The organism is Comamonas sp. w2-DMI, from assembly GCF_040187735.1.
Taxonomy (GTDB): Bacteria; Pseudomonadota; Gammaproteobacteria; order Burkholderiales; family Burkholderiaceae_C; genus Comamonas; species Comamonas terrae.
In genome coordinates this window covers 1-697 of record NZ_JBANEL010000089.1, presented here as the reverse complement: position 1 = coordinate 697, position 697 = coordinate 1, and the positions used below count along the sequence as shown (strand labels likewise).

Annotated in this window: 1 protein-coding gene; it reads right to left on the bottom strand. The window is 61.7% G+C overall.

Annotated elements, in window-relative coordinates:
* The coding region (locus V8Z74_RS26215; protein WP_349712329.1) for a DUF932 domain-containing protein at positions 1–546 on the bottom strand (546 nt) is incomplete at its 3' end.
* Positions 547–697: the final 151 nt, after the last annotated feature.

The window sequence follows — 697 nt, the reverse complement described above, 5'->3', positions numbered from 1 at the left end:
GAACACTTCGGCTTCGCCTTCATCCAGCGTGATCGCGCGCATGGCATCGCGGGATTCCTTCACGCGCTCGAAGCCGCTCAACACCTCGAAAGCGCCTTCGATGACGGAACCGGCCACGTCGCCTTTGTGGGGCACGCGCACATCGGCCACGGTGTCGCCGCACACAAGGCCATTGCTGCACACGAAGCGGAACATTCCGGCCAGCATCTGATAGCTGCTGGTGCCGTCGTGCGAGTTCAGCAACACGATTTCGTTGGCCTCCGCACCGTTTATCTGACTGGCGTGGCGCAGGCGCAGCATGTGCTTGGTGTGCTCGCGCTTGCCTTCATCGCGCACGCGAGTCTGCGTCACCATGAAGGGCTGAAACCCCTCCTTGCGAAGCTCGGTCAGTACGGCAGCCGTGGGGATATAGGCGTACCGCTCGGAACGGCTCTCATGCGGGGCATCCGCAAAGATGGATGGGGCCACCCTGCGAATCTGGTCATCGGACAGCGGGTAGTCGCTGCGCAGCGCGGGGGAATGGGAAGCAAAACGGGTTGCAAGCATGTCGTTCTCCTGAACAAAAAGGCTGTTGAAGAAAACCGCACACCGGATTCCAAGATTCGGAGCCCAGCCTTTCGGCTGTTCGGTGCGGTCGGCACGAGGAACCCGGTTGGCCCTGTTGCCACCGTCTTTCCTGAGTTCATCGCCCGCGACG